The organism is Phascolarctobacterium succinatutens YIT 12067 (assembly GCF_000188175.1).
GTDB lineage: Bacteria > Bacillota > Negativicutes > Acidaminococcales > Acidaminococcaceae > Phascolarctobacterium_A > Phascolarctobacterium_A succinatutens.
The window spans coordinates 16,434-42,487 of sequence record NZ_GL830930.1 but is presented as its reverse complement, the minus strand read 5'-3'; the positions used below and the strand labels follow the sequence as shown (position 1 = coordinate 42,487).

Here is a 26,054-nt window from a genome sequence, read left to right as displayed (position 1 = left end):
CTTTAGCACCTCTACTTATAAAGTATTGAAATAACTAATAATATCATTAACAGCGATTTCATGTTGCTCGCTTGTTGCCATGTTACGCACAGTAACGGCATTACGGCTGAGCTCATCCTCGCCAAATATTAACACTTGCTTAGCTTGGAATTTGTTGGCCTGCTTCATCTGGGACTTCATGCTGCGGCCGTTAAAGTCATATTCAACCTTAAAGCCTGCACGACGCAGCTCGATGGCGGTTTTGAAAGCCAGCGCAAAGTTTTCCTGCTTGGGGCAGACAACATATGCGTCAATGCTTTCATCAAATTCGGGCAGCAGATTCTGCTTCTCCAGAGCCAGCAGCACGCGCTCCATACCCATAGCAAAGCCGATGCCGGGGCGGGCTTCGTCACCGCTGATTTCCTGTACCAGTCCGTCGTAACGGCCGCCGCCGCAAACAGCGCTTTGTGCGCCCAGCGGAGCGTATTGGATTTCAAAAGCAGTTTTTGTATAATAATCAAGGCCACGCACAAGATTGTGGTCAACCTCATATTCAACACCAGCAGCGGTCAGCAGCTGTTTCAGGCCCTCAAAGTGTTCCTTGCACTCATCGCACAGGCATTCCTCCAGGCTCGGTGCGCCCTCGCCCAGCTCATGACAGTGCGGATTTTTGCAGTCCAAAAGACGCAGCGGATTGCGGTCGAAGCGGCCTTGGCAATCCTTGCACAGCTCGTCGAAGTTAGGCTTGAAGAAAGCCTGCAGCTTTTCTCTGTGCTGCGGACGACATTTGGGGCAGCCTACGGAATTGATTTTCAGCTTCAAATCCTTCAGGCCCAGACTCTGCAGTACCTGCACAGCCAGCAGAATGATTTCCGCATCGACATTCGGACCGGTTACGCCCAGAGCTTCTACACCGAACTGGTGGAACTCACGCAGACGGCCTGCCTGCGGACGGTCATAACGGAACATAGGTCCGATGTAATAGAACTTCGTGGCAGCGTCATCCTTGCTCAGCTTATGCTCAACGTAAGCGCGGACAGCACTGGCGGTGTTTTCCGGACGCAGGGTAATGCTGCGGTTGCCGCGGTCGGTAAAGGTATACATTTCCTTTTCAACAACGTCGGTGGTATCACCGATACCGCGTTGGAACAGCTCTGTATGCTCAAACACAGGAGTTCTGATTTCTTTGTAGCCATATTGTGCGCAAATTTTGCGCATGGTTTCTTCCAGATAACGCCATGCGTTAACGTCGGAAGGCATAATATCCTTCGTACCTCTGGGTGCTGTTGTCAGCATAGTCTATCCTCTCCTAACGGCACTCATGCCTATTACAGGTCTGTGCCTTCTATATTAAACAAATCACGGCGACGCTCTGCCAGTTCCTGCAAGCGCGCTCCATACACTGCCACATTTTTCGGCATATTCAGTTTATGCAGATGGTGTCCGTCAGGCAAAGGCACCTTGCTGGCAGATGCAGGTCCCACACCAATCACCGGATGACGTTCCTCCATCATCTGGATATTATAGATACTTTCCGTACCCGGCTTGGCATAACCGATGTTGGCCAGATGCCCCAGCATATAATGCTGGCGGTACAGATAGTAAGGCTCTAACCCAATCGCAGCAGCCATCTCAGCGGCCCGCTGCACCATTTTTTCCGCTGCCTGCGTAGTCAGCACTGCCTGCTCCTGCTTTTGAAAGAGCGGTGCGCTGCGCTTCAGCGTAAGCGTATGCACAGTAAGATTCTCCGGCGCCAGCTTTACTGCCTGCTCCAAAGAATATGCAATCTCCTGCTCCGTTTCCTGCGGCAGACCGATAATCAGATCCACATTCACAACAGGAATCCTGCTTTTGCGCACAAGCTCATAAGCATTGTAGAAATCCTTAACGCTATGACGCCTGCCAATCAGCTGCAGTGTTTTGTCATGGAAGCTTTGCGGATTGACGCTGATGCGGTTCACTCCCGCCGCCTCCATCGCCGCCAATTTAGCCGCACTGAAGCAGTCCGGGCGACCGGCCTCCACCGTGAACTCGCGCAGATGCCGCAAGCCTTCGCAGTTGCTTTGCAGCAGTCTTCGTTCCACAGCCTGCAGCAAACGTGCAAATACCTTATCACTCAGGCTCGTGGGCGTACCGCCGCCGATATAAAGTGATTTTACACGCAAGCTATGCATACCTATTAATTGTACCACATTTTGCAGGTCTTGTTCAATCATATTTACAAAGTTTTGCTGAGATTCTTCATCCTGCGGCACAATTCCCGCCGGGAACGAGCAATAGCTGCAGCGCGAAGGACAATACGGCACGCCGATATAAATACCGGTATCCGTAAGGCGCGTACTGTCGCTGAGGATATGATTCTGCTTAAGAGCAATGTCCGTAAGCAGCCTTCCCTGCGACATTGGCAGCAAATAGTTTTCGCTCAGATATTCCGGCAAGGCCGCAGCCTCTACACCGCCGTCCAGCAGCTTATGCGCCAGCTTCGTCGGCCGCACGCCCGTAAGAATACCCCATGGCAGCTTAGGCTGCAGACCGGTAAGCTCGGCAAAAACCTTCAGCACGACGAGCTTCACGCAACGTGTTATATCACCGCTCGCCGCAGCTTCGCTGCAAGGCTCGCTCGCTGTAAAGCTTTGCTCCGCACCTTGCAGGCAGGCGCTGATACAGCCGTGCTCGCGCGCAAGCGTCAGCGTCAGCGCAGCGGACGGCGCCGGCTGATAGCCAAAAAATGCGGCCATGTCGCTCACAGGCCGCGCAACATCAAGCTCCAATGTATTACGTAAGCAAAAAAACATTTAATTCTCCCGTCCTTCACCGGCATGCCACAACTGCTTGTACAGCACTCTGTAAACCGCTGCTACAGGTACGGCAAAAACCATACCGAGAATACCGAACAGCTTAGCACCGATGAGCAGACTGATAATCAAAACTACAGGATGCAAATCAATCTTCTGTCCCATGAGCTTAGGCATAATAAAATTGGCATCCAGCTGATAATATACCAGATAAAAAAGCGCTACATGAAAGGCAGCCTCCGGCGCCTGACCGTAAGCGATAAATACAGCAGGCACAGCGCCCATCAGCGGGCCGACTACAGGTACCGTTTCGGCAAGGATGGCCCAAAAGCCAAGCACCAGCGGAAAATCAATACCCAAAAAAGCCGTGCCGATGGTAATCACGAAGCCGGAAATCAGGCTCAGCTTGCCCATGCCGCGCACATAGGCGCTCATGGTTCTGCCGATTTCGTCCACAACCTCCGCCGCCTTCTCCTGCGCGTCGTAGTTGAACAGATTAATCACCATCAAGCGCAGCTCGCGCCAGTCCTTAAGAAAATAAAAGGCAAGGAAGGGCACGATAATCAGTCCTATCAAGCTCTGCACAATCCCCAGACTGGACTGGACAAGATTACGCAGCACCGTTCCTACAAAGCCCATCGCCCAGTTCAGCAGACCGTTGACCAGCATATTGAAATCGGACGGCAAGAGCGGAATGGTAGACGGGTCCTTAAGCATGCTGTCCAAATCCTGAAGATTGGATTTGACGGCCAATGCCGGCAGCTTTTGCAGGAACTCGTTCATCTGCCCGAAGAGCGGCAGAATAATGAAGCCGATAATCATAAAAATAAAGATACAAAAGGCCATTAATGCCAGGATAATCGCCACCACGCGCGACAGCTTAATCATGCCATGCGCCATGCGCACCTGCGCGATAGCATTAACCAGCGGATAAAGTGCGAAGGCCAGGCCTACTGCCAGCAGCAGCGGCAGTAAAAAGCCTGCCATTAAATATAAAACATAAGAGATTGCTGTAACAACACCCAGCTTAAAGAAGGTGCTTTTACGTATTTGAGGCCAATATTTCAGCATAATGTTTTATTGCAGGAAAGGATTCCTGCGACGCTCCCAGCCCACGGTAGTAGTAGGTCCGTGGCCCGGCAGCAGCTTAACGTCGTCATCAAGCACCATCAGCTTTGTTTTGATGGACTGGATTAGTGCGCGATAGCTGCCTCCCGGCAAATCGGTGCGTCCGATAGATTCGCAGAAAATAGTATCACCGGCAAAAACTACCTTGCCCGGCGCGTAGTAATAACAGAAGCCGCCTTTGGTATGTCCCGGCGTAGCAAAAGCTTCAAACTTCATGCCTGCCAGCTCCAGCACATCACCGTCATGTACAAGGTGGTCCGCAGGCTCATTTTTCAATTCTTCACCGATAAAGAAGGAAAGGTTTCTGTTCGGCTGTGTCAGGCAGTCAGCATCATCCTCGCCGATATATACCGGCGCACCGGTAGCCTTACGCAGCTCTGCCAGCGCACCGATGTGATCGCTGTGGCCGTGAGTCAGCACGATAGCGACAACCTTAGCCTTAGCCTGTTCAATCATTCTCAGAATGGTCGGGCAATCTCCGCCCGGATCGAAAATAACGCCTTCACCGATAGCTTCGTTTACGGCAAAATAACAGTTGGTAGCAAGCATACCTGCTTCAACATGATAAATCTTCATTCTTCAACCTCCGTTGATAAATCTATGCACAATATAATTATAACAGCTTCGTGCTGTCCAGCAAAATAGTTACCGGACCGTTGTTCACCAGCTCTACCAGCATATGCGCGCGGAATACGCCAGTTTCTACCGGCAGGCCTGCCTTGCGGCAGCCGTCGACAAAGCGCTCATAATAGGCGTTGGCCACATCAGGCGCTGCCGCCGCCGTAAAGGACGGACGCTTGCCGTGGCGGCAGTCACCGCACAGGGTAAACTGAGAAACCGCCAGAATCGCACCGCCTACATCCTTCACCGACAGGTTCATCTTGCCTGCCTCATCCTCAAAAATGCGCATACCGCACACCTTGTCGATAATATAGGCCAGATCCTTATCGGTGTCACCCTCGGCCACCCCCAGGAGCACCAGAAGGCCCTTCTGTACCTCGCCGGTAATCTTTTCATCTACAGTAACATTGGCGCGGTCTACACGCTGTACAACTGCTCTCATTTCTTCTTGCCTCCGCTGCCGTTCGCCGTAGAAATCAGGCGCTCAACAGAATAAACACCCTTCATGCGGCGGATACGGTTCATAAAATATTCCAGCTGCTCCAGGCTCATGATATCAAGTCCCATATGCATGGTAGCAATTTTATTCTTATCTGTGTGACAGGCAAGCGAGAAAATATTAATCTTCGTTTCGCTCGTCACATTCATAATATCGCTCATCAGTCCGGTTCTGTCTACGGACGTAATCACGATATTAACCTTATAGACATCATCAATGCCTACATCCCAGGCAACCTCAATTAAGCGACGCTGCTCCTCGGGGTTATTGGTCAGGATATTGGGGCAGTCCGCACGGTGTACGGAAATGCCGCTGCCGCGCGTAATATAACCGATTACCGGGTCACCGGGAATCGGGTTGCAGCAGCGCGCCAGCTTAACCATGATGCCTTCCTCGCCCTTAACGAGGATGCCGTGGCTGGCCTTAGCCTTAGATTTTCGCGGCTTCAGCTCTGCCAGTACCTGCGCCAGGTCCTTGGCGGTTTCCAGCTTCTGCTCTTTTTTATAGATTTCCACCAGCTTGGACATAACAGTGTTCAGTGTAACACCGCCGTAGCCCAGTGTTGCCAGCAGATTTTCATCCGTATCAATGCGGATTTTGCTGCCTGCTTCCTTCAGCTTTTCCGGAGACATCAGCACCTTAGGCTCGTAGCCGAGGCGTTTAACCTCACGCTCCAGCATTTCACGGCCCTTGACGATATTTTCCTCACGGCGCTCCTTCTTGAACCAGCTTTTGATTTTGTTGCGTGTATCGGAAGAGCCGACAACATTAATCCAGTCACGGCTCGGGCCGTTGGACTGCTTGGAGGTGATAACCTCTACGATATCGCCGTTCTTCAGCTGGTAGTCAAGCGGTACGATGCGTCCATTGACCTTGGCACCTACGCAGCGGTTGCCTACGTCCGTATGGATGCGGTAAGCGAAGTCAATCGGCACACTGCCTACAGGCAGGTCGATAACATCACCGCGCGGCGTAAAGACAAAGACCTCATCGGCAAAAATATCCATCTTGACCGTGTTGACAAAGTCGCGCGAATCATTCATATCCTTGTGCCATTCCAGCAGCTGACGCAGCCAGCTCAGCTTGGCATCAAAGCCCTTGTCACCGCCGGCTGCAGGCTTGCTGCCGCCGCTTTCCTTATAGCGCCAGTGCGCAGCGATACCGTATTCGCTGATGCGGTGCATCTCAAAGGTACGGATTTGGATTTCCAGCGGCTGACCGCCATTGGAAAGCACTGTCGTATGCAAGGACTGATACATATTGGATTTCGGCACCGCTACATAGTCCTTGAAGCGGCCCGGAATAGGACGCCACATGCTGTGTACGATACCCAGCGTTCCATAGCAGTCCTTAACGGTGTCTACCAGCACACGGATGGCCAGCAGATCATAAATCTCGCTCAGCTGCTTATGGTCACGCAGCATTTTCTTATGAATGCTGTAAAAGTTTTTCGGTCTGCCCTGAATTTCGCAGCGGATACCGGCCTTCTCGACAGCGTCCTTCAACGTTGTCATAGCCTCGTTAATCATATCCTCACGCTCACGGCGTTTAATTTTTACCTGCTCTACCAGGTCGTAATAAATATCCGGCTCCATATAACGGAAGGCCAGATCCTCCAGCTCCCATTTAATGGTATAGATACCAAGACGATGTGCGAGCGGCGCATAAATCTCCAATGTTTCCCGAGAAATAGACTGCTGCTTATGCACAGGCATATACTTCATCGTGCGCATATTATGCAGACGGTCAGCCAGCTTAATCAGTACAACGCGGATATCGCGTGCCATCGCAAGAAACATTTTGCGATAGTTTTCAATCTGGCGGTCTTCCTTGGAAATATATTCGATTTTACCCAGCTTGGTAACACCGTCTACCAGGTTTGCTACCACGGTGCCGAACTGCTCTTTGATATAGTCCAGCTTATAATCCGTATCCTCTACTACATCATGCAGAAAGGCAGCAGCCAGTGTTTTGTCATCCATCTGCAATCCCACAAGGATGCTGACAACACCAATCGGATGGATAATATACGGTTCACCGGATTTACGTGTCTGCGCAGCGTGCGCCTTGGCTGCCAGCTCATAGGCCTTACGGACAAAAGCTACCTGCTCCGGCGCAAGATATTCTTCTATACGCGCAAACAATTCATCTATATCAGTAATATTAGTTATTGCGTTTGTTGAGGGCATTCTCCCCACTCCCATCTGCACTTCATCAGCAGCGCAACAACTCGTGCTGACTCAGGCGGTAATTTTCTTTATAAATGTGCTCCAAACGCTCTCTTTCCTGCTGCAGGGTTACATATAGGGGTGCATCCTCCAGCGAGCAGCGTTTAATAGCAGCTTTTTCTATTATACCATTATTATAGCTGATAAAGCCAAGCTCTTCCATAATTTTTACAGCTTGTTCACTTATTTGTTCCGCATGAGCAGACAAAAGCTCTTCGACGCTCACAGTTGTCCGCATTTTAAGTGCATTCATCACCAGCTTATAGGCCTGCATCATCGCATCCCTGTCCGGATGCGTTAAAGCCAGGCGCTGCAAGCGCTCCTCTAAATCCGGCTGATTAAAGAGCAGCGTTACATGTTTTGCTCCCTGCTGCCGCAATCTGCGCATAATATCCGCCAGCGGATAAGCAGGCAAATCCAACAGCACTATTTCTTCGGCCTGCTGCAGCCTTTCCTGGCTCATCCCGGCAGCCTCCTCATAAGAAGCCAGCTCCAGATAATCCCCCGCAGTCTGCAGCACCTCGGCGGGCAGCGACTGCTTATCTTCGGTATAAGCAAGCACCTTGTTATGCACCTTGACCAAGCCCAGCAGCAGACGCCATTTATCATCGGCAGCCTGACGCATATCCCCCAGCGTCACCTGCTGATGAATGCTTACGGCCTGCAGCTGCACGCTCGTTTCGTTATTCCAGACATTTATTTTCGGTTGAAAGGCAACATCAGCCACCATATTTTCAAACATATACGGCAGCAAATCCGCATTGTTCCACATCAGGCCGCGATAAGAATTATAGCCCTTATCCAGCACAAACTGCAAATGATTGCGCTCCTTGCCCATAGCGCGCTGATTATGCAGCAGCGCCTGACGGAAGGCAAAAACAGGTGCCTGATTTTCGCAGCCGCAGGGCTCCAGCAGTGCCAGCTGCTCCAAATCCCTGATGCTGATTTCGCTGCTGCCGCTCAAAACACAGTCAATTGCCTGATGCGGCAGATAATCCTCCGGACTCAGCTTTTGCGCAACGTATTCGTGGAAGCGGCGCTTGAATTCCGGCAACAGCTCTGCCGGCAGCGTCAGGCCCGCAGCCTGATGGTGACCGCCGTACTGCGTCAGCAAATCACGTTCGGCATCTATCGCCTCGTAAAGATTGAGCGCCGGAATACTGCGGCAACTGCCCTTGGCAACGCCGTTGTTCAGGCTTATCAGAATCGTCGGCAGATGGTACTTGTCTACCAGGCGTGAAGCCACGATACCGATAACGCCCTGATGCCAGCCTTCGGAAGCAAGCACGATTGCCGTATCGATATGCTTTTCCTGCGCCAGCTGTGCTTCCGCCTCTTCCATAATCTGACGGCTGATTTCCTGCCGCAGTGTGTTTTCACGATTAAGCTCGGCGGCAATCTTCTCCGCCTTCACGCTATCGTCGGTTACCAAAAGCTCCACCGCCAGCTGCGCATGCTCCAGCCTGCCCACGGCGTTCAGGCGCGGCGCCAGGCCAAAGCCGATGTTATCGGAAGCAATGCCCGTTTCCGGACAGCCGCTGGCCTTAATCAAAGCACGCAGGCCAACCAGCTTCGTTGTTTCCATAGCCTTCAGGCCACGGCGCACCAGCTCGCGGTTTTCGCCTATTAGCGGCACAATATCCGCTACCGTTCCCAGTGCCGCCAGCTCTGTAAGTTCCTGCCACTTCGGCAGCCTTCCCGGCTCGCGCTGCTCCAGCGCCTGACACAGCTTGAAGGCAATGCCTACACCGCTCAAATGCTTAAACGGATAGCCGCAGTCACGCTGCTTGGCGTTGATAATTGCGTAGGCAGGAGGCAGAACCTCAGGCACCGTATGGTGGTCCGTAATAATAATATCCAGAGACTTCGGCGCATTGGCTACCTCGTGCAGGCCGCTGATGCCGCAGTCCACGGTAATCACCAGCGTTGTACCATTTTCCGCAATATTTTTCAACGCTTCGTCATTCAGGCCGTAGCCTTCGCTTTTACGCTGCGGGATGTAGGTGGCAACCCTGCCGCCGCGCTGCTTCAGATACAGGTACAGCAAGGAGGAAGCACTGATTCCGTCCACATCATAGTCGCCGTAAACCGTAATCTGCTCTCCCGCCGCCAAGGCCCGCTCTATACGCTCAACCGAGCGCTGCATATCCTTCAGCAAAAACGGATCATGAAAGGGAGCAGCGCTGCCGTAGAGAAAATCACGCATCGAAGCTGCATCCTGCAGACCGCGCTCCAATAAAATACCGGTGACCATCGGCGAAATATTCAGCTCCTCCGCCAAATAGTCTGCCTTCTGACTGTTATATTCTTTTATATCCCAAATTCGTTCCTTGTGCATCATTGGCGGCTACCGCTCTCGACAGCAGTCTTGTCTGCTGCAGCCGGCTCTGCCTTTTTTACAGCCTCGGCCTGTGCTGCCTCGTTGTGCAGCAGCTGGGTATGCTGCAGCATGGCAACGCGCTCCTGCAGGCGTTTGTTTTCTGCCTGCAGCTGCTGCATTTCCTCACGCATCTTTTTATCCTTCAGATAATGCTTGGCCTTCATCGTCAGCAAAAAGCAGGTGGCAACCAGCACGCCCATTAAAAAAGCACCGAGAATTACCAGCACCAGTGAGGCGCTGAAGCTCCAGAAAACAAAGTTCAAGGATACTGCTACCGCATTCTGCACGGCAAACAATGCTACTATCATACAAATAATTATAACTAAGATTAAAAACGGCATTCAGCTCAACTCCTTTAGTATAAATTTTAATATATTATAACTGTTATAATTCTGCCAGCATATAAAAAAATCCTGCTTATGCGGCAGGATTTTTAGTGTATACATACTCATTTAAGGCTTAATTTTACCTATTTCACAAAGACTGACAGCAGACTGCTATTTTTTCTTCAGCTTCTCCAAAATAAAGGCTGTCACACGGCTCTGCTTGTCAACCTCCAGCGCAAAACGCAACGGCTGCTCCTTGTCGTCCTCCCAAAAATATTCGTAGGTGGTATTATCGGCAGCATAAACAACCGCATCAGGCAGGCCGTACTGTCCTACAGCTCTGCCGGCACTGTCCCCGATGCTTACGCCGCGCATCGTAATATACTTGGGATCAACAACACGGATTGCATCTACTGCCTGTTTTTTGCGGGCAACACTGATTACGGCGCCCTCAAATGTATAGTTTATCTGCTTACGCTTTTTATCTATTTTCTCCTGCTTGACGGCACCAAGGCGCTCCTCGGCCTTCTGCTCGTCAAACTTCTGTCCGAGTGCGGCATAGCCAAGAGCAAAATCCTCCTGCGTCAGCTCGTCCCTGCTTCCGGCAACGGTATAGGGCGCGTAGATAAAGCCGTCCACACCGTCCGATTCGGCCTCCAGCCAGTCACCGCTTTGGCGGATAACACGCAGCAGCGAATGATGCGGCAGTACCTTTAAAACATTGCCGTCCTCAGCGGCACTGCGGAAGTTAATATCATCGGCCTCCAAAACTACAAAGCTGCCCTTATCATATCCCTTAATTTTTTCACCTGTATAAAACGCTTCCTGCTCCTTGGCCGCAGCGCACAGCTGCATTCCCGCTGCCAATAAAAGTGTCAGACCAATTGTTTTGACTAGTCTCATTGCCACTGCATCTCCTAACTAAATTCCATAAGCGGCATGTGCCAATTCCTGCACCGCCTTAACTGTATATTGCGAAGTACTGTATAAATAATTATCATGCAAACTTTGCACGCGGCCGTTCTTTACAGCCTTAATGCTCTTATAGGCCGGATTTTGTAAAATGCGCTGACGGAATTGCTCCGGGTCGCCTTTTTTACTGTAATCCCAGCTCGGCGTAATAATCAGCTCCGGATTAAGCTCCAGCATTTTTTCCTCCGACAGGTTGCTCTGATACGGAATATCCATGCCATCAAGCACGTTATGCACGCCTGCATAATAGCACAGGCCGCTGAAGGTGCCCCTCATGCCCAGCGGTCCGGTAAAGGAAAGTGCCAGCACATTAAGCGGCTTATCGCCTGCAGCCTGCAGCGCCTGCTTACGCACAGCCTCCAGCTGCGCTTCCATGTTTTTGGCCATCGCCTCACCCTTGGCTTCTTCGCCTACGGCAGAGCCGATTTCCCTGATAAACTTAAAGATATCCTGCACATTATTCGGCGTATGGCACACATAAACCTTGAGTCCCGCGCTGCGCAGTCCCTGAATCGGCTCCACAGTATAATCCGGGATAATAACAAGATCAGGCTGCATGGCCAGCACACTTTCCAGGTTGCTTCCCTGCGCTCTGCCCTTGACGGATTTCACCTTGTCACCGGCACTGCAGATGCCGGGATCATCGGCCAGCAGCGACAAGGCTGCCAAGCGCTTACTGTCAACCATATCCAGCAAAATTTCGTCGGCAGATACGTTCAGGCTCACAATACGCTGCGGCTTTTCGCTGAAGCTCAGCTTAGTGCCAGTTGCATCCGTCACTGTGTACAAAACCTTACCGCTGCCAGAGGTATTCTTCTCCTGCGGTCCGCAGCCGGCAAGCAGCAGACAAAGCAGCAGGCAAACTAAGAACAGAATTTTTTTCATAATATAACCCACCCAAAAATAATATTTGTTTCTATCTGTTACTTATTATACAAAAAAGGCGGAAATTATGCAAATTAGCCGGTCGAAGTCAGCTTGCCGCTGCAAATTAACGCTGTAAAAAGGCACCGGCCATCCCCACATATTCATGCAAAGCCATACAGGTAACGTCAAAGGCCTGCAGCTGAGGCACCAGCCAACGCGGGTTAAACTTGCCCTGCGGATTGAGTGTGTAATCACAGGGATAGGCGGCAACCTTTACGCCCTGCTCACCTAAATAACGTTCAAAGAACTGCATGCTGCGAGGCATATGCAGCGCACTTGTCAGCAGCAGCACGCTTTGGTAGCCACGCTCACGGCAGTGCATGGCAGTATAGGCAGCATTTTCCTTCGTTGTTCTGGCCTGCGTTTCAACAATAATCTGCTCCTGCGGCAGCCCCAGCTGCAGCAGAATACGCTCGGCGACAAGCGCCTCGCTCACGCCGTCCCTGAACACCTGCCCGCCGCTGATGAGCACCGGCAGCGAATGCTGCTTTGCCAGGCGTGCTGCCGTCAGCAGGCGCGCCGCTCCGGCGGACATCAGGCCTCCGCGCTCAGTGCCGTCCGGTGCGGAACCGACGCTGCCGCCGCCAAGAACAACTATCACTTGCGCAGCGTCAGGCTGCTGCTGAATATAACGGTTCTCCAACGGCTGTCCCAGCAGCTTTGCTCCCAATAAGGTAGAGCTGAAATATAACAGCAGCGTCAAAAAAGCGCTTAAGCTGAAAGCAAAACGGCCGATGTTTTGCCGCCGCCGCCACAAATAAACACTCAGTATGATTCCCAGCAGCACAAACAAACCCGGAGGTAGCAAAAAGGCTGCGATAAATTTCAAAATATAAATCATTCCAGTTCTCCTTAACAGTACCGATAAAAACAAAAGCTTCTCTTGCAATATCACCTATTATTGTAGCTTTTTCAGCCGTCAAAAACAAGAAAAATAGCCTGCGGCATTCATTTTTCCTAATGCACACAGGCTATAGTTTTAATTTTAATCTCTGCCGGGTTTCAGCTTACGCAGCATCATCCATAACGGACCTGCGAGGAAGGTGGAGGTATAAGCACCACTGGAGAAGCCTACCAGCATAGCAAAGGAGAAGTTGCGGATAGTTTCACCGCCCCAGATGAAGATAGCTACAACAGCGAACAGAGAGGTACCTACAGTATAGATACTGCGTCCCATGGTCTGCCAGATACTGTTGTCTACCATTTCCGTCATGCTTTCGCTGCGGCGATGGATTTTCAGGTTTTCACGGATACGGTCGAAGATAACGATGGTACCGTTGACAGAATAACCAACAACCGTCAGCAAAGCTGCAACGAAGGAGGAATCAAGCTCCATATGGAAGAGGGAGAAATAGCTTAGGGTTACCAGTACGTCGATAATCAAAGCAATAATCGCTGCCAGAGCAAAGCGGAATTCAAAGCGGATGGTGATATAAGCAATCATCAGGAACCAGGAAAGCACAATCGCCATCACAGCCTGTTGAATCAGCTCGCCGCCGACAGTAGCACCAACGTTTTCAACACGCTGGATAGCAAAGTCGCCAACCTTGCTCTTCAGGTCGGTCATTACCTGCTGACGCTGCTCGTCGCTGATAACGCCGGTACGAATCAGCACGCCCTTAGAGCTTTTGGCATTGCTGTCGCTGCTTTCCAGCTGGATAATAGCATTGCCCAGATCCTTTTCTTTAAGCACCTCACGTACCTGAGAAACGGTAACAGGATTTTTGAATTCCAAATCCATGATACTGCCACCGGTAAAGTCAATGCCCAGGTTGAAGCCCTTGAAGAGCATGGAGCCGATACCGATAATCAGGAAGGTGATGGTAATAGCGAAGAAAATTTTATAACGCTTAACGATAGATAACTTCATTATTTAGCCACCTCCTCTTTTGCTTTCGGTGCTCTTGCACCAAACAGGAAGGGACTCTTGGTGATGTTACTGTAAATCAAGAAGCGCAGCAGGAATTTGGTAACGGTTACTGCGGTAAACATACTCAGCAAGGTACCAAGTGCCAGGGTAACAGCAAAACCCTTGATAGGACCGGTGCCCAGGTAGAACAGTACGGCTGCAGCCATGATAGTAGTAAGGTTGGAGTCAAGGATGGTTACGATAGCGCGGCCAAAGCCAGAATCCATCGCACTGCGCAGAGTTTTGCCGCGCTTAACTTCTTCCTTGAAGCGTTCGAAAATCAGTACGTTGGCGTCAACCGCCATGCCGACAGACAGGATAATACCTGCGATACCGGGCAGTGTCAGTGTTGCACCCAGATAACGCATTACCAAAAGCAGCAGCATTACGTACAGCAGCAGAGCAATGTCCGCAACTACACCTGCCAGACGGTAGAACAGCAGCATAAATACAAATACGCCGATGATACCGATGCTGAAGGCCTTAACACTCTTGTCTTTGGAATCCTGACCGAGGGTAGGGCCAACGGTACGGTTTTCCATAACTTCGATTTTAACCGGCAAACTGCCGCTGCGCAGCAGGATTGCCAGATGCTCGGCTTCCTCAACGTTACGGGAGCCGGAAATCTGTGCATGGCCGCCGGTGATAGCTTCCTGTACTACAGGAGCGGTCAGTACCTGGCCGTCAAGCTCGATAGCGATTTTTTTGCCTACATTGCGGGCAGTAAGGTCAGCAAATTTTTTGCCGCCCTCATCATTAAATTCCAGACCTACTACAGCCTGATTCCCTTGGGAAACCTGTGCCTTAGCGTCCTTCAGGTCACTGCCTGTGAGAACAACCTTGCCGCTTTCATCCTTGAACTGCAGCATAGCGGTACGGCCCAGCATAGCAATAGCCTTTTCAGGATCCTTTACGCCCGGCAGCTCAACAATAATACGGTCCTTGCCCTGACGCTGAATAACAGGCTCGGTCAGGCCCAACTCATTTACACGACGCTCAATAACCTTTACACTGCGGTTGACAGCGTCATCGTCAACCTTAAGTTCCGGCGTATCCACAGCCTGTAAAACTACATGAGTACCACCTTGCAGATCCAAGCCCTGTTTAATGGAATTAGCCAGAGGCGAGATGTATACGCAGAAACCGCCGATAATCGCCAAAGCGACAATCAGAAATTTCCCGAATTCATTCCAACGCAAAATAACTTCCTCCTTAAGATTTTTTTGGATTAACTGGATTTAATTTATAAGCTAAGCGGACTGAGAGTGGTAATCCCGCTTTCACTTGCTAAAAGCTGTACAAGCACGTCAAATTCATCCCGCGGCAGATTCGGCTGAATAAAAGCATCGTAAGCGATGCCCATGAGCAATGCGTTTTCCGCCTGCGGCAGAAAACGGTCATAATAACCCGCGCCCATCCCCAGTCTGCTGCCGTCGCGGCCGAAGGCCACTCCGGGCACCAGTACAAGGTCAAGCTGCTGCGGCTGCAGCAGCTTCGCCGGTTGGCGGACGCTGCGGATGCCGTAACGGTCAAGCTCAAACTCCAGCATGTTTTCCAGCTGAACAGGAGCCATCTCCGTTGCCGACTGCACCAGCGGCACGGCAACAGTCTTGCCGTCGGCCAAGGCCTGCTGCAGAACCAGGTCCACAGACAGCTCATTTCCGAAAGCCAAATAGCCCATGATGCAGTTCGCTTTGCGATATGCATCACAGGCCAGTATCTGACGGGCAGTCAGCAGACTGCCGGAAGCAGCCTGCTCTGCGGTCAATTGCGACCGCAGCCTTTTAAAATACTTGCGCAGCTCAACTTTTTCTTCTGCAATCACCATCAGGAATTTTTAGCGGGGTTTTGGAAACCGCTGACAGCATTGCGCGCCATTTCGATTACTACGCCTTCGGCAACCTCTACCTTAACGCGTTTTTCGGAAATAGCGGTAATCTTACCATAGATACCGCCAATGGTAATGATTTCGTCGCCTTCCTTCAGGCTGTTTAACAAATCCTGTCTTTTTTGCTGCTCTTTTTTCTGGGGTTTCCAGAGCATGAAATAGAATATGCCGCCCATTAAAAAGAAGGGCCAGAGAGAATTGAGCAAAGCCATTGTATCTCCACCTTGCATATTGAACACCTCCACATTTTATCACTTCCCGCAAATTCGGACATATTTGCAGGTTCCTCTTGCAAACATTTTAGTATGCAATAGTTCAGTTTATTTATACCATTTTTATATATTCTCTGTAAATCGGAAAAATCCTTGTTATCAACGATAATTTTCTAAGAATCTTTCGCGGAACTCAGGGAAGCAGTCATTAGCGATAGCCTCACGTATTTCCTTGGCAAAATGCAGCAGGAAATGCAGATTGTGAATAGACAAGAGTCTCAGACCGAAAATCTCCTCTGCCTTGAACAGATGACGGATATAAGCACGGCTGAAGTTACGGCAGGCATAGCAGTCGCAGCCTTCCTCAATCGGACGGAAATCCTCTGCGTAGGTTGCGTTGCGTACTACCAGACGGCCGGTGTGCGTCATAGCGGTGCCGTTTCTGGCCACACGTGTCGGGAATACACAGTCAAACATATCAACGCCTAGGTTTACTGCCTCTACAATGCAGTCGGCAGTGCCTACGCCCATCAGATAGCGTGCCTTATCCTTCGGCATCAGCTCGGTGGTATGTGAAAGGATATCGTACATCATCGACTTAGGCTCGCCTACGGACAGACCGCCGATACCGTAGCCGGCGAAGTCAAGCTCTGTCAGCTGCTGTACGCTCATGCGGCGCAGCTCGGGATACATACCGCCCTGCACGATACCGAACATGGACTGATCCTCACGCGTATGAGTTTCCAGACAACGCTTGGCCCAGCGTGTGGTACGCTCGGTAGAACGCTTGGCATAATCAAAATCGGCGGGATACGGGATGCATTCATCAAAGGCCATCGCGATATCAGCGCCCAATGCCTCCTGCACCTGAGTAGAAACCTCCGGCGAAAGGAACTGCTTGCTGCCGTCGATATGCGAACGGAACATTACGCCCTCTTCGGTGATTTTGCGCATAGCGCCCAGGCTGAATACCTGGAAGCCGCCGCTGTCGGTAAGCATACCGCGTTTATAATTCATAAACTTGTGCAGACCGCCTGCCTTGCGCACCAGCTCGTGACCGGGACGCAAAAACAGATGATAGGTATTCGACAAAATAACCTGGCTACCCATATCGTACAGCTCTTCCGGTGCCAGAGTTTTTACCGTTGCCTGTGTGCCTACAGGCATAAACATCGGAGTTTCAAAGGTACCATGCGGCGTATGCAAGCGGCCAAGACGCGCACCGCTGCGCGGACATTCTTTAATTAGTTCGTAGGTTACTGCGTGTTTAGTCATATGCAACTCCTAAAAATATTTATCAGCGCCTTCGGCTTTGCGTCGAAGGCAAAAAATCTTATTTATTGAGGTCTGTAATAAACATGGCATCGCCAAAGGAGAAGAAGCGATATTTTTCTTCAACCGCCTTCTTGTAGGTCTGCAGCATAATCTCACGGGTAGACAGAGTGCTTACCAGCATCAGCAGCGTGCTCTGCGGCAGATGGAAGTTGGTTACGAGGTCATCCACCAGACGGAATTTGTAACCGGGGTAGATGAAGATATTCGTCCAGCTGCTGCCAGCGTGCAGCTGACCGTCAGCGCCCGCAGCCTCCAGAGTGCGTACTGCCGTAGTGCCAACCGCAATAATACGGCGGCCTTCGGCCTTCGCCTTATTTACTGCATCCGCAGCCTCCTGCGATACGGTGTAGAACTCCTTATGCATCTTGTGGTCCTCAATCTTCGCCTCGCTTACGGGGCGGAAGGTACCAAGGCCTACATGCAGCGTTACAAAAACCTCTTCGCAGCCGATTTCCTTGATTTTCTGCAGCAGCTCCTTGGTAAAGTGCAGGCCTGCAGTCGGAGCGGCAGCACTGCCGCGCTCACGGTTATAAACAGTCTGATAACGCTCCTTATCCTCCAGCGGTGCCGTGATATACGGCGGCAGAGGAGTTTCGCCCAGACGATCAAGAATTTCTTCGAAGATACCGTCATACTTAAAGCGTACTACGCGTCCGCCGAAGTCGGTGTGCTCAATAACCTCGCAGCTCAATTCATCGCTGAAGTTAATCTTGGCACCAACCTGCAGCTTTTTACCGGGGCGCACCAGAACCTCCCAGTCGGTTGCATCTCTGCGGGTCAGCAGAAATACCTCGACATGGGCACCGGTATCCTTCGTGCCGTGCAGGCGCGCGGGAATAACGCGGGTATCGTTAAACACCAGCACATCGCCGGGCTTAAGATAATTTACCAGATCATAAAAATGCTTATGCTCAATTTCACCGGTCTTTTTGTCAACAACCAGCAGGCGCGAATGGTCGCGCGGCTCCATAGGATGCTGAGCAATAAGCTCCTGTGGCAAATCATAATCAAAATCAGTTACTAACATGCAAAATTCTCTCTTTTCTTATATATTACAGGACACATAGCTTCCTGCTAACGGACAAGCTGAGTTCCGGGATAATAATGTGCCAGAATCGTTTTATAGGTAGCCTTGGCATCGGCGTTAGCCATACCGCGCGCCCCCCAGGCACTCAAACCGAGGCCGGAGCCTTTCCCCTTGCCGTGGAAAATAATTTTTTCTTCCTTGCCGCCGCCCAACAAATGGTAGCTGCGTACTAAATTTTTCCAGACGGGCTTTTTCGACTCATTGACCTTGATGCCTATATCCTTGCTGCCTATTTCCATACCGTAATGATCTTCGATAGGCACCTTGAGCGTTTCCGGTACCGGCGTACCGGTTTCGATATCAAATAAGGTACTGTTCAAGCCTAACAGGTCCTGCAGCTCACTGCCGCTGATTTTGGCAGCACCGGCCTCACCCGAAAGGATAATATATTTTACCCGTCCCGTGGGCGTTCTGTCAACACCTGCATCATCAAGCGGGGACAGACGTATGCTCGTCAGCTTGCCGGTGGTATAACCGCGCTGTGCTGCCAGACTTTCCAAAAGCACCGGAGCAATGCGGCTTTCCCAGGTATATTCCGGGCTGTCGCTGTCGTAATCCTCTACCGACTGCAGATAGCTTACGGCAGTACCGCGCAGATTCAGCGCGCTTTCGGTTCTGCCGCCGCTGCTTGAAGTAGTGACAGCTTCAATCGCCCGACCGTAAGCATCAGCAAGATACTGTCCTTTCGTCGCCTGAATCAGCTTCGTCACAGCATACTTTTCAATGCGCTTGCCGGTACCTCCGTAAGGCAGCTCCCTGTCGGTTGCAAGCAAAGCATAAGCCTTGTCGCTGTGCTGCATTTTATACATAGCATAGCTGCGGGCAGCAACCGCCTGTGCCTTGATAACCTCATCAGGCCATACGGACATCGTTTTGGCAGGCAGCACGCTCGCCAGATAATCCTCCAGCGGCAGTCTGTTGACTACCAGTAGCTTATTACCCTGCTCGGCCTGCAGCTGAAAATCCCCTTTATAACTGCGTTTATTGATTTGCGGTGAGCTTTTGCCTGCCGCCGTAGCAACAAACGCTTCATTACCAAATTCATTGTTATCATCAAAGAAAAGCTTTCCCTGCTGCGCATGGATGAAATATTTTCCCTTGGGCATCGTAGTAGTTTTGCCCGATGAATCACGCACTGTGAATTCATCCTCACAGCTCAGCTCTGCCGTTGCCTGCCCCACCACAATTCCTATGCGGATTTGCTCGGCGGCTACCGCAGCAGAGGCAAATATAAAAGTAAATAACAGTACAGACAGTATCAGTAATTTTCTAAGCATATACTTTTCCTCGATAGCTTGCAGCCTTTATCTGGTCACCATTTTAATATTTTTGCTTACAACCACAAACTTATCCTGCGTTGCTTCCGCCTTGGGCTTTTTGCGGATTTCGTAGCGGTCACGCTCGCTGAAGACACAGCCGCAGTACTGCTGGCGATACAGCCCCAGCTCCAGGCTGATATCCACGCCGCGCTGGTAGCCGACGCGGAAATCCTCGTAATAGAACGGAATACCGAACTCCGCCGCTGCCGCCTCCGCCTCCTTTTTTATCAGCTCATGGCGCTGATAGGGGCTGACGAGCAACGTAGTCGAAAAGGCATCGTAGCCGTTTTCTTTGGCAAACTGCGCTGCGTAGCGCAGGCGCATACGGTAGCAGAAGGCACAGCGCACGGTAGGCTCTGACAGCATACCGCGGATGCATTCCTCTATCGGATAGCTTTTGTCGATAATAAGATTGTAGCGCTTCTTCTCACAAAACTCCCGCAGGGTGCTCAGCCTGTGCTTGAACTCCTTGTACGGATGAATGTTAGGATTAAAAAACAAAATATCAAAATCTGTTCCCGCCGCCGTCAGCTGCTCCGTAGGGTAGCAGGCACAGGGACCGCAGCAGGCGTGTAATAATAATTTCATTTTTCCTCCTGAACAGCTAAACTGCTTTACTGATTTTCGGGAAACGGTATTCCCAGATATCTATAGGTTTCGCGTGTTGCCATACGTCCGCGCGAGGTACGGTTCAGCATTCCCTGCTGCATCAGATACGGCTCGATTACATCCTCAATGGTTGAGGACTCCTCGCTTACGGCTGCAGCAATTGTTTCGATGCCGACAGGACCGCCGCCGAAGGTTTTGACGATGGTCGTCAAAATTTTGCGGTCGTTGCGGTCGAAGCCGTAGCGGTCAACCTCCAGCTTAGCCAGCGCTTCGTCTGCCAGCTGACGGTCGATAACCTCCACGCCCAGCACCTGAGCGAAATCGCGCACACGCTTCAGCAGACGGTTCGCGATACGCGGCGTGCCTCTGCTGCGGCGGGCAATTTCCATGGCGCCTTCCTTGTCGATTTTTACATTCAGGATTTCCGCTGCACGCGTAATAATAAACTGCAGCTCCTCCGGCTTGTAAAATTCCAGGCAGCACTGTACGCCGAAGCGGTCCCGCAAAGGCGCTGCTATCGCTCCCAGACGCGTGGTAGCGCCGATAAGCGTAAAATGCGGCAGGTCCAGACGCACACTGCGTGCCGCAGGACCTTTGCCGATAATAATATCTAACGCAAAATCCTCCATAGCGGAATACAGGATTTCCTCTACGGTCTTGGACAAGCGGTGGATTTCGTCAATAAAAAGTACATCATTGTCGCCAAGGTTGGTTAAGATTGCTGCCAAATCTCCCTGACGTTCAATCGCCGGTCCGCTGGTAACGCGGATGTTGACATTAAGCTCATTGGCAATAATGTTGGCCAGCGTAGTTTTGCCCAGGCCCGGAGGCCCGAACAGCAGCACATGGTCCAGCGCTTCGTGGCGGGCAGCGGCAGCCTTAATGAAAATAGACAGATTATCCTTGACCTGCGTCTGACCTATATATTCATTTAACAGACGCGGACGCAGGCTGTACTGCCAGCCATCTGCTTCCTGTTCCGCCCCGGCAATAATTCTATCATCAAATTCCATAAGTTCCTCCTAGCAAGCCTTTTGCAGCCTACTGCTACAGGCTCAAATACCGCCAGACGATTTATCTGCGGGAAATTACTTCATCATCAGCCTTAAGGCCTGCTTCAGAATTTCCTCGCTCGTCTTGGTTTCTGCGCCTTCGATTTTCTTGATTACGGGCATAATCTCGCTGTTGCTGTAGCCAAGGGAAGCAAGTGCTTCGATAGCCTCCGCTACAGCACCGCTGCCTCCGGCAGCTACTGCTTCGCCGAAGCTGTCAGCACTTTCGGCGGCTACGGGTCCGACCTTGTCCTTCAATTCCAGCAGCAATCGCTCCGCCGTCTTTTTGCCGATACCGGGCAGCTTGGTGAGCACCTTGATATCACGGCTCTGCACCGCCAGATAAAAGGCATCAGGCTTAACTGCGGATAAAATACCCAAAGCCATCTTGGGACCTACGCCGCTGATAGTCAGCAGCAGTTCAAAGAGGTCATAATATTCCCGGCTCAAAAAGCCGTAAAGAACAATGGCATCCTCGCGTACTGCGGTGTGGATGTGCAGGCGTACAGAGGCACCCTGCGTCAGCTGAGCAAGCTGTGCCGCCGGCATGAAAACACGGTAGCCTACGCCGCCTGCCGTTTCGATTATGCAGTTGTCTATGCCCAGGCTGTCAACAGTGCCCTTCAATGAACCTATCATTTATCTGCCCTCCTGCCATCTGCGCGTAGACGCAGTATTGATGCCGCAGATTGCCGCTGCCAGCGCATCGGCCGTATCATCCGGTTTAATTTTTTCGCGGATATTGAGCAGATGCATTACCATATAGATAACCTGCTCCTTCGTCGCACTGCCTGTGCCTACTACCGACAGCTTAATCTGCATCGGCGTAAATTCCATCACCGGCAGTCCCTTGTTGGCCGCAGCCAAAAGCACAACGCCGCGTGCCTGTCCTACAGGAATCGCAGTAGTCACGTTGCGGTTGAAAAACAGCTTTTCGATGCTCAGCAGATCCGGCTTGAAGTGATCGATAATATCCGAAATATCATCGTAAATCTTCTTTAGCCTCAGCTCCGGCAGCATATCCTTATACGTCAGCACCGAGCCGTAAAAAACGGGGCGCAGACGGTTTCCTGTCATATCTACCAAGCCATAACCGCAGATGGCGGTACCGGGGTCAATTCCTAAAACCAGCATAAAAAACCTCTCAAAAAACAGAAAGCAGACATCAACTGCCTGCTTTCCTTTCTGCAACTATGCTTCGCGCACATTGCAGTTACTTCGTAATAATAATATTATTCCTCGTCGTCTTCCGGCAAGTCAGCGTTGGTGTAAACGTCTTGTACATCATCGCAATCATCCAATGCGTCCAGCATCTTCTGAACCTTTTCGGCATCCTCACCGGACAGCTCAGCCATAGTATCGGGAACCATGGTGATTTCGGACATTGCAACTTCAATATTGTTATCAGCCAAAGCCTTTTCTACATCGTCATAAGCAGCCGGATCGGTGATAATTTCGAAGCCGTCTTCGCTGCTCTTGATATCCTCAGCACCTGCATCCAGAGCGATCATCATCAGATCATCCTCGCTCACACCGGTTTCGGCGCTAACTGCGAAGATACCTTTTTGTTTGAACATGTAGCTTACGCAGCCGCTGGCACCCAGGTTGCCGCCGTGCTTAGAGAATACGTGACGTACATCGGCAGCGGTACGGTTACGGTTATCGGTCAGGCAGCTGACCATCATAGCAACGCCTGCAGGACCGTAGCCTTCATAGGTAATCTCTTCGAAGCTTTGGCCTTCCAGAGCACCTGCACCCTTTTGGATTGCACGTTGAATGTTGTCTTTAGGGATATTGTTAGCCTTAGCCTTGGACAGAGCCAGCTTCAGCTTCATGTTACCGGTAGGATCTGCACCGCCCATACGAACGGCAATAGTGATTTCACGGCTGATTTTAGTAGTGATTTTGCCGCGCAGAGCGTCAGCCTTGCCTTTTTTATGTTTAATGTTCGCCCATTTAGAATGTCCTGACATTGTAAATTCCTCCAAACTTTCTCTTTGCCATATTTATTTAAGCATTTACCATAATATTTTACCACGCCGGCTGTGTTTTTTCAACAGCAAACGCCGACATACAGCTTTATTTTGCAAAAACATCCTTAATACTGTCATAATGCAAAAAGATTCCCTGTTGCGCCAGCTCCTGAATTTCCTCCAAGGTCGCCAGCTTGTATTCCAGTGCCTCATTAGGGCGGATTTTTACCTGCTCCGGTGCAAAGGGCAGCGTAAAAAGATAGCAGTCGACGAAATAATTATCGCCCTCGCCCGGATTCTCACGGTGATAGGTCAGCGCCGGTCCGCCTGCGCAGGCAGAAACATCAAGACCGGTTTCCTCCCACACCTCGCGGTTCACAGCCTCGCGTGAGCTTTCACCCGCCTGCACCGCACCGCCGGGAACCTCCCACCAGCCGGCAGCCCAGGCCTTCGTCAGCACGCGTCTGGTAATCAGAAAGCGTCCGTCTGTGTTGCGCACAACGCCAAGCACCGTCAGATGATACTCGCCGTCCTGCAGTATCCAGTCATTTTTCTTCATCGTCCGTCCGGTAAGACGGCGTTCACGGTCATAAATATCCCATTGCTCCATTGTAATTCCCCCTCTTAAAGCAAGCGCGGCAAATATTTGAAAATCAGCCAAAAGCCACAGGTCATGGCAAAGGCAATGCTGCCGCTGTCATAATCTATATAACCGAGATACAGGCTGTTTAAGCCCGTAACAAAAATCATATTCAGCCACATAAAGCCGTAGGCCCATAATAATATCTGTACCCACAGCGGCGGCTTTTTATAGTGATGAGGCTCATTATTCTTTGTCATGCTTATCTTCCTCATCTAACAGCTGCACAGCATCCAGCTGCTTCTGCAAACGTGCTGTATAGCGCTTGGTGGTATGCAGAGCGTTCTGCCCCTCCTCCAGCTTTTTAGCTGTTTTATCAAGGGCTGTTTCCAGGCCGGCAAGCTCCTGCTTAACCTTGTTCAGCAGCTGCCACACCTCTGTAGTACGCTGCTGCACCGCCAAGGTACGGAAGCCCAGCTGCAGGCTGTTCACCAGCGCTGCCAGCGTCGTCGGCCCCGCCACGCACACTCTGAACTTCAGCTGAAGCTCCTCGGCCATTCCCGGCAAGGCCAAAGCCTCCGCAAACAGGCCCTCGCTCGGCAGATACATCACGGCAAAATCCGTCGAATACGGCGGACAGATATATTTTTCGCAGATATCCTTCGCTTCGCTCTTTAAGCGTCGCTCCAGCTGCTTTGCCGCCGCATCCGCCGCCTGCGTATCACCGGCCTCACGCGCCTGCTGCAGGCGCTGGTAATCCTCCAGCGGAAACTTGGCATCAATCGGCAACAGCACCTCCTGCTCCCGCTGCCCCGGCAAGCGCAAAGCATATTCCACGCGCAGGCCGCTGTGCGGACGCACCTCTGCATTTTCTACATATCTTGCACGGTCAAGAATATCCTTGAGGATATTGCCAAGCTGCATTTCGCCCCAGGTACCGCGCACCTTGACGTTCGAAAGAACGCGCCGCAGCTCATCCACCCCGCAGGAAAGGCTCTGCATCTGTCCCAGTGACTGGTGTACCTCGCCCAGGCATTTGTTGACCTGCGCGAACTTCTGCTCCAGCGATTGATTAAGGCGCTCGTCCACAGTCATGCGGATGCGCTCCAGGTTCTGGTCCGTCATATCCGCCAGACGCGCCACGCGCTTGTCAATCTGTTCGCTCAGCCTGTCGCTCGCCGCCTGGTTTTCCAAGCGCGCCGCCCGCGCCAGTGTGCTCTGCTCGCCGCGCAGGTCGTACATGCTTTCCGCAAGCCTGCGCTCCAAAAGCTCCAGCCGCTGCGCCGTCATGTCCGCCTTAGGGCGTCCCTGTATCAATAATATTATCACACCTGCCAGCAGCAGAGCTATGACAATCATCAAAGCTATAGCCAATGTATTCATTTTTTCTATACTGACCTCCGTTATTTTTTTATTATAGCAGAAAAACAGTACATAGCCAACGTATTAACGAACAAAATTTTTATATTTAACAAGATATTTTCATAATATCACTTTTTTAACAAAATCAGCTTACATCTGCGCCCAAATCGTGTATAATATATTCATACATTATTTATTCCAACGAGGTATTACGTTATTATGATAGATGAAAGTCCTAATATCAATTCTGCTGATAAAATTCTTGAGGCCGCAACCAAGCTGTTTGCCATGGACAGCTTCGCTGCCGTGTCCATCAAGCAGATTTCTGTTGCCAGCGGCGTCAACAGCGCGTTGATTTCCTATTATTTCGGCGGCAAGAAGAATTTATATCAGGAGGTTTTATATACTGAGGCCGAAAAATTTCTGAAGCTGCAGGACAAAATCCGTCAGCAGCCAGGTTCACCGCTGACCAAGCTGCGTACCTATGTAGACGGCATTGCCGAAATGCAGCAGCAGAACCCCTATAACATTCACCTGATTTACCGTGAACTGCTGACTCCGCAGCCCATGTTTGAAAATTATGTGCGCAGCAAGCTGTACCGCATCCATCAGTTCATGACCGAGCTGGTTGAGGAAGCGATTGCCTGCGGCGAAATCGTTGCGGATATCAAAGCAACCCACGTTGCCTTCACACTGGAAGGTATTATCATGTTCTTCTTTCTGATGCACAGCCACATTTGCGAGCTGGGCAATTTCAAAAACGGCGCAGAGCTTGATTATCTGCTGCAGGCGCTCAACACCTACCTTGCATCGCTTAGCAAAAAATAAATATATTCCTCAAATAAAGCTGCTTTCCAGCAGCTTTATTTTTGT

At 51.1% G+C, this 26,054-nt stretch carries 27 protein-coding genes; 1 reads left to right on the top strand and 26 read right to left on the bottom strand.

Translation table 11 applies throughout. The features are described from left to right. Nucleotides 1-15: 15 nt before the first annotated feature. From hisS to HMPREF9443_RS08805, 26 genes are all read right to left on the bottom strand, one after another. Nucleotides 16-1,275, bottom strand: a complete 1,260-nt coding sequence (gene hisS, locus HMPREF9443_RS08930; RefSeq protein WP_009146275.1) for a histidine--tRNA ligase — start codon at nucleotides 1,273-1,275, stop codon at nucleotides 16-18. A gap of 32 nt (nucleotides 1,276-1,307) precedes the next feature. Further along, on the bottom strand, nucleotides 1,308-2,774 hold the full coding sequence (gene hemZ / locus HMPREF9443_RS08925; RefSeq protein ID WP_009146274.1) for a coproporphyrinogen dehydrogenase HemZ: 1,467 nt from the start codon (nucleotides 2,772-2,774) through the stop codon (nucleotides 1,308-1,310). After that, nucleotides 2,775-3,845, bottom strand: a complete 1,071-nt coding sequence (locus HMPREF9443_RS08920) for an AI-2E family transporter (RefSeq protein ID WP_009146273.1) — start codon at nucleotides 3,843-3,845, stop codon at nucleotides 2,775-2,777. 6 nt (nucleotides 3,846-3,851) lie between these two features. Next, nucleotides 3,852-4,478 (bottom strand): MBL fold metallo-hydrolase, encoded by a 627-nt coding sequence (locus tag HMPREF9443_RS08915; RefSeq protein ID WP_009146272.1) that lies wholly within the window; start codon nucleotides 4,476-4,478, stop codon nucleotides 3,852-3,854. A gap of 37 nt (nucleotides 4,479-4,515) precedes the next feature. Further along, nucleotides 4,516-4,965, bottom strand: coding sequence for a D-aminoacyl-tRNA deacylase (dtd, locus tag HMPREF9443_RS08910; protein ID WP_009146271.1), 450 nt, complete (start codon nucleotides 4,963-4,965; stop codon nucleotides 4,516-4,518). Continuing rightward, complete coding sequence (locus HMPREF9443_RS08905; RefSeq protein WP_050787131.1) at nucleotides 4,962-7,211, bottom strand: RelA/SpoT family protein; 2,250 nt, start codon at nucleotides 7,209-7,211, stop codon at nucleotides 4,962-4,964. Before HMPREF9443_RS08905 ends, dtd begins: the two co-directional genes overlap by 4 nt. A 25-nt stretch (nucleotides 7,212-7,236) precedes the next feature. Next, nucleotides 7,237-9,591 (bottom strand): single-stranded-DNA-specific exonuclease RecJ, encoded by a 2,355-nt coding sequence (gene recJ, locus HMPREF9443_RS10425; RefSeq protein ID WP_009146269.1) that lies wholly within the window; start codon nucleotides 9,589-9,591, stop codon nucleotides 7,237-7,239. Beyond that, nucleotides 9,588-9,938 carry a LapA family protein gene (locus HMPREF9443_RS08895; RefSeq protein WP_187363723.1) on the bottom strand — a complete coding sequence of 117 codons (351 nt, stop codon included), beginning with the start codon at nucleotides 9,936-9,938 and terminating at the stop codon, nucleotides 9,588-9,590. Before HMPREF9443_RS08895 ends, recJ begins: the two co-directional genes overlap by 4 nt. Nucleotides 9,939-10,127: 189 nt before the next feature. Next, nucleotides 10,128-10,859: a hypothetical protein gene (locus HMPREF9443_RS08890; RefSeq protein ID WP_009146267.1), complete on the bottom strand. Its 732-nt coding sequence runs from the start codon at nucleotides 10,857-10,859 to the stop codon at nucleotides 10,128-10,130. A gap of 18 nt (nucleotides 10,860-10,877) precedes the next feature. Beyond that, entirely contained in the window at nucleotides 10,878-11,813 is a 936-nt protein-coding gene (locus HMPREF9443_RS08885; RefSeq protein ID WP_009146266.1) for an ABC transporter substrate-binding protein, read from the bottom strand. Between the two features lie 106 nt (nucleotides 11,814-11,919). Next, complete coding sequence (locus tag HMPREF9443_RS08880) at nucleotides 11,920-12,696, bottom strand: YdcF family protein (RefSeq protein WP_009146265.1); 777 nt, start codon at nucleotides 12,694-12,696, stop codon at nucleotides 11,920-11,922. Between the two features lie 144 nt (nucleotides 12,697-12,840). Then, entirely contained in the window at nucleotides 12,841-13,725 is an 885-nt protein-coding gene (secF, locus tag HMPREF9443_RS08875) for a protein translocase subunit SecF (protein ID WP_009146264.1), read from the bottom strand. Continuing rightward, nucleotides 13,725-14,963 (bottom strand): protein translocase subunit SecD, encoded by a 1,239-nt coding sequence (gene secD / locus HMPREF9443_RS08870; protein ID WP_009146263.1) that lies wholly within the window; start codon nucleotides 14,961-14,963, stop codon nucleotides 13,725-13,727. The genes secF and secD overlap by 1 nt, the downstream gene beginning before the upstream one ends. 44 nt (nucleotides 14,964-15,007) lie before the next feature. Further along, the gene (locus HMPREF9443_RS08865; protein ID WP_009146262.1) at nucleotides 15,008-15,592 is read right to left on the bottom strand and encodes a 5-formyltetrahydrofolate cyclo-ligase; all 585 of its coding nucleotides are present in this window, start codon (nucleotides 15,590-15,592) and stop codon (nucleotides 15,008-15,010) included. Next, entirely contained in the window at nucleotides 15,592-15,864 is a 273-nt protein-coding gene (yajC, locus tag HMPREF9443_RS08860; RefSeq protein WP_148495370.1) for a preprotein translocase subunit YajC, read from the bottom strand. Before yajC ends, HMPREF9443_RS08865 begins: the two co-directional genes overlap by 1 nt. Nucleotides 15,865-16,023: 159 nt before the next feature. Continuing rightward, the gene (tgt, locus tag HMPREF9443_RS08855) at nucleotides 16,024-17,139 is read right to left on the bottom strand and encodes a tRNA guanosine(34) transglycosylase Tgt (RefSeq protein ID WP_009146260.1); all 1,116 of its coding nucleotides are present in this window, start codon (nucleotides 17,137-17,139) and stop codon (nucleotides 16,024-16,026) included. A gap of 58 nt (nucleotides 17,140-17,197) precedes the next feature. Then, complete coding sequence (queA, locus tag HMPREF9443_RS08850; RefSeq protein WP_009146259.1) at nucleotides 17,198-18,226, bottom strand: tRNA preQ1(34) S-adenosylmethionine ribosyltransferase-isomerase QueA; 1,029 nt, start codon at nucleotides 18,224-18,226, stop codon at nucleotides 17,198-17,200. 47 nt (nucleotides 18,227-18,273) lie between these two features. Further along, complete coding sequence (locus HMPREF9443_RS08845; protein WP_009146258.1) at nucleotides 18,274-19,563, bottom strand: SpoIID/LytB domain-containing protein; 1,290 nt, start codon at nucleotides 19,561-19,563, stop codon at nucleotides 18,274-18,276. Between the two features lie 27 nt (nucleotides 19,564-19,590). Beyond that, entirely contained in the window at nucleotides 19,591-20,193 is a 603-nt protein-coding gene (locus HMPREF9443_RS08840) for an epoxyqueuosine reductase QueH (protein ID WP_009146257.1), read from the bottom strand. A gap of 26 nt (nucleotides 20,194-20,219) precedes the next feature. Then, entirely contained in the window at nucleotides 20,220-21,227 is a 1,008-nt protein-coding gene (ruvB, locus tag HMPREF9443_RS08835) for a Holliday junction branch migration DNA helicase RuvB (RefSeq protein WP_009146256.1), read from the bottom strand. Between the two features lie 75 nt (nucleotides 21,228-21,302). Further along, nucleotides 21,303-21,905: a Holliday junction branch migration protein RuvA gene (ruvA, locus tag HMPREF9443_RS08830; protein ID WP_009146255.1), complete on the bottom strand. Its 603-nt coding sequence runs from the start codon at nucleotides 21,903-21,905 to the stop codon at nucleotides 21,303-21,305. Beyond that, nucleotides 21,906-22,400, bottom strand: a complete 495-nt coding sequence (ruvC, locus tag HMPREF9443_RS08825) for a crossover junction endodeoxyribonuclease RuvC (protein ID WP_040565408.1) — start codon at nucleotides 22,398-22,400, stop codon at nucleotides 21,906-21,908. It abuts the gene before it with no gap. 98 nt (nucleotides 22,401-22,498) lie between these two features. Continuing rightward, a complete protein-coding gene (locus tag HMPREF9443_RS08820; RefSeq protein ID WP_009146253.1) occupies nucleotides 22,499-23,239 on the bottom strand; it encodes a YebC/PmpR family DNA-binding transcriptional regulator in 741 nt (246 codons plus the stop codon). Between the two features lie 106 nt (nucleotides 23,240-23,345). Further along, nucleotides 23,346-23,849, bottom strand: coding sequence for an NUDIX hydrolase (locus HMPREF9443_RS08815; protein WP_009146252.1), 504 nt, complete (start codon nucleotides 23,847-23,849; stop codon nucleotides 23,346-23,348). Nucleotides 23,850-23,863: 14 nt separating this feature from the next. Further along, nucleotides 23,864-24,079 (bottom strand): hypothetical protein, encoded by a 216-nt coding sequence (locus tag HMPREF9443_RS08810; RefSeq protein ID WP_009146251.1) that lies wholly within the window; start codon nucleotides 24,077-24,079, stop codon nucleotides 23,864-23,866. Next, nucleotides 24,066-25,202 (bottom strand): DNA recombination protein RmuC, encoded by a 1,137-nt coding sequence (locus HMPREF9443_RS08805; RefSeq protein WP_009146250.1) that lies wholly within the window; start codon nucleotides 25,200-25,202, stop codon nucleotides 24,066-24,068. Before HMPREF9443_RS08805 ends, HMPREF9443_RS08810 begins: the two co-directional genes overlap by 14 nt. 198 nt (nucleotides 25,203-25,400) lie before the next feature. Between HMPREF9443_RS08805 and HMPREF9443_RS10420 the strand changes: the two genes are divergently transcribed. Then, nucleotides 25,401-26,009: a TetR/AcrR family transcriptional regulator gene (locus HMPREF9443_RS10420; protein WP_009146249.1), complete on the top strand. Its 609-nt coding sequence runs from the start codon at nucleotides 25,401-25,403 to the stop codon at nucleotides 26,007-26,009. Nucleotides 26,010-26,054: the final 45 nt, after the last annotated feature.